Source organism: Alicyclobacillus contaminans DSM 17975, from assembly GCF_000429525.1.
Classification (GTDB): Bacteria; Bacillota; Bacilli; order Alicyclobacillales; family Alicyclobacillaceae; genus Alicyclobacillus_A; species Alicyclobacillus_A contaminans.
Genome location: NZ_AUCA01000089.1, coordinates 1 through 3,185 on the forward strand (window position 1 = coordinate 1; position 3,185 = coordinate 3,185).

At 57.1% G+C, this 3,185-nt stretch carries 4 protein-coding genes and 1 pseudogene; 4 read left to right on the forward strand and 1 reads right to left on the reverse strand.

All coding sequences use genetic code 11. The annotated features are described in order from the left end of the window. Positions 1-99: 99 nt before the first annotated feature. Positions 100-471: a hypothetical protein gene (locus G463_RS21235; RefSeq protein ID WP_035488000.1), complete on the forward strand. Its 372-nt coding sequence runs from the start codon at positions 100-102 to the stop codon at positions 469-471. Between the two features lie 159 nt (positions 472-630). Here G463_RS21235 and G463_RS21240 read toward each other — a convergent pair whose 3' ends face one another. Beyond that, positions 631-1,185 carry a spore coat protein gene (locus G463_RS21240; RefSeq protein WP_035488003.1) on the reverse strand — a complete coding sequence of 185 codons (555 nt, stop codon included), beginning with the start codon at positions 1,183-1,185 and terminating at the stop codon, positions 631-633. A gap of 167 nt (positions 1,186-1,352) precedes the next feature. On the opposite strand from G463_RS21240, the gene G463_RS0117120 reads away from it, so the two are divergent. The 3 genes and pseudogenes from G463_RS0117120 to G463_RS23885 all read left to right on the forward strand — a co-directional run bounded on the left by G463_RS0117120 (position 1,353) and on the right by G463_RS23885 (position 3,135). Beyond that, positions 1,353-1,736, forward strand: a complete 384-nt coding sequence (locus tag G463_RS0117120) for a DUF2512 family protein (RefSeq protein WP_026976100.1) — start codon at positions 1,353-1,355, stop codon at positions 1,734-1,736. Positions 1,737-1,885: 149 nt separating this feature from the next. Continuing rightward, positions 1,886-2,461, forward strand: coding sequence for an AMP-binding protein (locus tag G463_RS23880; protein ID WP_026976101.1), 576 nt, complete (start codon positions 1,886-1,888; stop codon positions 2,459-2,461). Next, a pseudogene (locus G463_RS23885) lies at positions 2,383-3,135 on the forward strand (AMP-binding protein). The gene G463_RS23880 and the pseudogene G463_RS23885 overlap by 79 nt, the downstream one beginning before the upstream one ends. The last annotated feature ends 50 nt before the right edge of the window (positions 3,136-3,185 follow it).

Genomic DNA, 3,185 nt, shown 5'->3' on the forward strand with positions numbered 1-3,185 from the left:
CGCAGCGTGAGACGGTTTTTATCTGAATTGTAAATCTATCATCTCTTTCTTAAAAGCCATCCCATCTGTCTTGACAATGTGGGGTTCAATACGCCGAAGATGAACAAAGTGTTGGCACTCGGAATGTGGGCCGGTATGTGTGTTCTCTCTTTATCTGGGTGTTCCACCCATGCAAAAACTCATTGGGTGACAAACCAAACTGTTCAACCGTCTGCCTTGCCAAATTCCGTTGTTCAGTTTGTCGACAAAGCAGGCTCCGCTGTTGGTGATTCCCACCCCAAGGTTGTCTCTGTTACAACTGATTATGATGTTACCCAGAAACCGATGTATCGCATCGACATCACTGGAAACTTCACCTACGGTACGCACCACGCGACGCAATTGGCCATGATTGTGCTCGCCGATGGTTCTGCAGGGGCTTTTGTCGATCCAAAAGATGATGCCTTCAACCATATCAACCTAAACAAGTAAGCAAAATTCCTTGAATAAACAGGCCACAGCCTAAAGCGAAGCGTCACCCAGCGCCCAAAGTATCGCGGCAATCGTCGTTCAAAAAACAGGCTGCCCATCCACAGCGCCAAGACGCTGTGAGGACAGCCTGTCTCTGCAGAGGACGTCTGCCGATTGACCTCAGTGAACGGCGGCCATTTCGCGAACCGGCTGGAATGTCTGTTGAATTTCTTGCAACAGTGGCGCCTGTGCCGGTGCGGCTGGATACCAACCCTGCTTCATCATGTACTCGCCGACCTCGAACGCATGGCGGGAACACATGGTGAACGCGTCCTCAAGGAACTTCCGCAGCTGTGGATTGGAAGTCTCGAAGGCCGCCCACGCGTATTCCCTGCCGGCACGCTTCAACGTCAGCAAGTAGGACGTCGCGATGGCCCGATCATCCGGTGCGGTGAGATTCGGATTCGGCATGACGGCCTGCGGCAGCTTGTTCGTCCCACCGTTGGTGGCAGACGGCATGGAGGGGACCTGCAACTGCTGCGTGCTAGAGCTTTTGGTCACCCACTCCACTTTCATGTTGTAATCCTGGATGTGAGCGGCCATGTGCTTCTGAACAATCCCTTTCAGCGTGGGATCTTTGGCCTGGTTGAGGAAAAGCCCCATCGAATTGATGCTGTTCACACAACTCATCAGCAGTTCACTCAGTTCACACGCCTCATGCGTCATCAACGACATTGCACACCGCCTCCCGCAAAGGTGGATTGTGGTGGGACCATCCACAAGGTTGACCCAATTGCATGTGTCGCATGCAGGATGTTTTTCCCCGGTTTTGCACACACTGAGCGTATCTCTGCGAAGTCCACCGCGACGCCCAATCCCGGCGAAACACAGGAGATGAGTGCATGACCCCGTACCAAGCGGCTCCCATGACGCGCGTGATTGTCGCCAATGTGTTGACCAAGCTCACCGGGTACAGCGCGGTGCTGCTGCTCTGGGACACGTGGCTGTCCGGGCTCTACGCGTCGCTCATTCCCCTGTTCGCCACCGTCCTGGTGCTGACCGCCGTCGGTGCCGTTGCAGACCTGACCGTGTTGCCACTGCTGGGAAACGTCGTCTCTCTGTTGATTGGCGCAGAAGGCATGGTCTTCCTGATCTATGTGGTTCCCCTGATGTGGCCAGCCAGCGACGTGACGCTGCTGCGCGCCATCGGCATGGCCCTGTGCATTGCCCCCATTGAATTCGTGCTGCATCGATTTGTCCTGCGCGGGCTGTTTAACTCGGATTGATTCGAACTCGATCCTCGACGATAGGCGATGTACCACGAAAGCATTCCGAATTCCCCAACAACAAAAAAACTCACGCGGATGTGTGACACAAAACAGAATATCCATACGAACATTATGGTAATCGCTTTCATTTGCAAGGGGGTATGCGTGTGAACCTCGTCTCACTCTTGCAGCAGAGTGTTCGTGCACACGGCGACAAGGACTGCCTCCGCTACAAACGAGGGGGCGCTTACGTCCCCATCACCTACGGCCAGTTCTGGCAAACCGTGCTCGCGTGCAGCGCAGGACTTCGGCGGCTCGGGATTCGCAAGGGCGATAAAGTGGCGATTCTCGCCAACAACTGTCCGCAGTGGGCTATTTCCGATTTTGCCATTCTGTCGGTGGGCGCCGTGGTGGTGCCCATCTATCCCACACTTCCCGCGGATCAGGTCGCGTTCATTGTGCGCAATGCCGATGTCCGCTTGTGCATTGCGGAAAACGTCCAACAGTACGAAAAGTTACGTGCAGCCATTCCGCCGCTGTTGGAAGCGGCCATCCTGATTCATCCCACCAATGCCCCGTCCCCCGCCGCGACCGGGTTGCCGTGGCATGCGTTCAACGACCTGCTCAACCTGGGAACAGCGCGCCGCCCGAGGCCAAACAGCCGGTGGACATCCATCCCGATGATCTGGCAACCATCGTGCACACATCGGGGACCTCGGGGAAGCCGAAGGGCGTCATGCTGACTCATCGCAACATTGTGACCAACGTGCACGCCTGCTTGTCGGTGGCCCCCGTGTACCCGGACGATATCGGCCTGTCCTATCTGCCCCTATCCCACATCTTCGAGCGCACGGTCGGCCAGTACGCCGCACTGACAGTGGGTGCCTGCATCGCCTACGCGGAAAGCATGGATGCCATCCCCACCAATCTGCGGGAGGTCCGCCCCACCATTCTCGTCACTGTGCCGCGGTTGTTGTAGAAGATCTACGGCAAAGTGATGGACACCCTGGAGCAGTTGCCCGGCCTGCTCCGTTCGCCCCTGCAGCGCGGCATTCGCAGCGGGGCCACTGCAGGTGTGACCTACCGACTGGTCGACCGACTCGTGTATCGAAAGATCCGCGGCGGACTTGGCGGGCGGATGCGTCTGATCGTTTCCGGTGGCGCGGCCCTGTCCGCAGACGTGGCCCGGTTTCTGCTTCAGGCGGGTGTGACCGTGATTGAAGGATACGGGATGACCGAGACGGCTCCAGTCATCTGCGTGAGTCCGCCCCATGCCATTCGCCCGGGCACCGTCGGCCGTCCTGTCAGCGGTGTCACGGTGCGACTGGCGGAAGATGGCGAGTTATTCGTCAAAGGTCCCAACGTGATGGCGGGTATACTGGCCCCAGAGTCAACCCAGACAGAAGGGATGGGTTAAGATGAAGTAGAGGTGTTTATGATGCCGGGACGTAAGTGGACAGTGGACGA

Excerpts from the sequence above, each read along its gene's own strand:
- G463_RS21235 (WP_035488000.1), top strand. The coding sequence starts at position 100 with ATGAACAAAGTGTTGGCACTCGGAATGTGGGCCGGTATGTGTGTTCTC.
- G463_RS21240 (WP_035488003.1), bottom strand. The coding sequence starts at position 1,185 with ATGTCGTTGATGACGCATGAGGCGTGTGAACTGAGTGAACTGCTGATG.
- G463_RS0117120 (WP_026976100.1), top strand. The coding sequence starts at position 1,353 with ATGACCCCGTACCAAGCGGCTCCCATGACGCGCGTGATTGTCGCCAAT.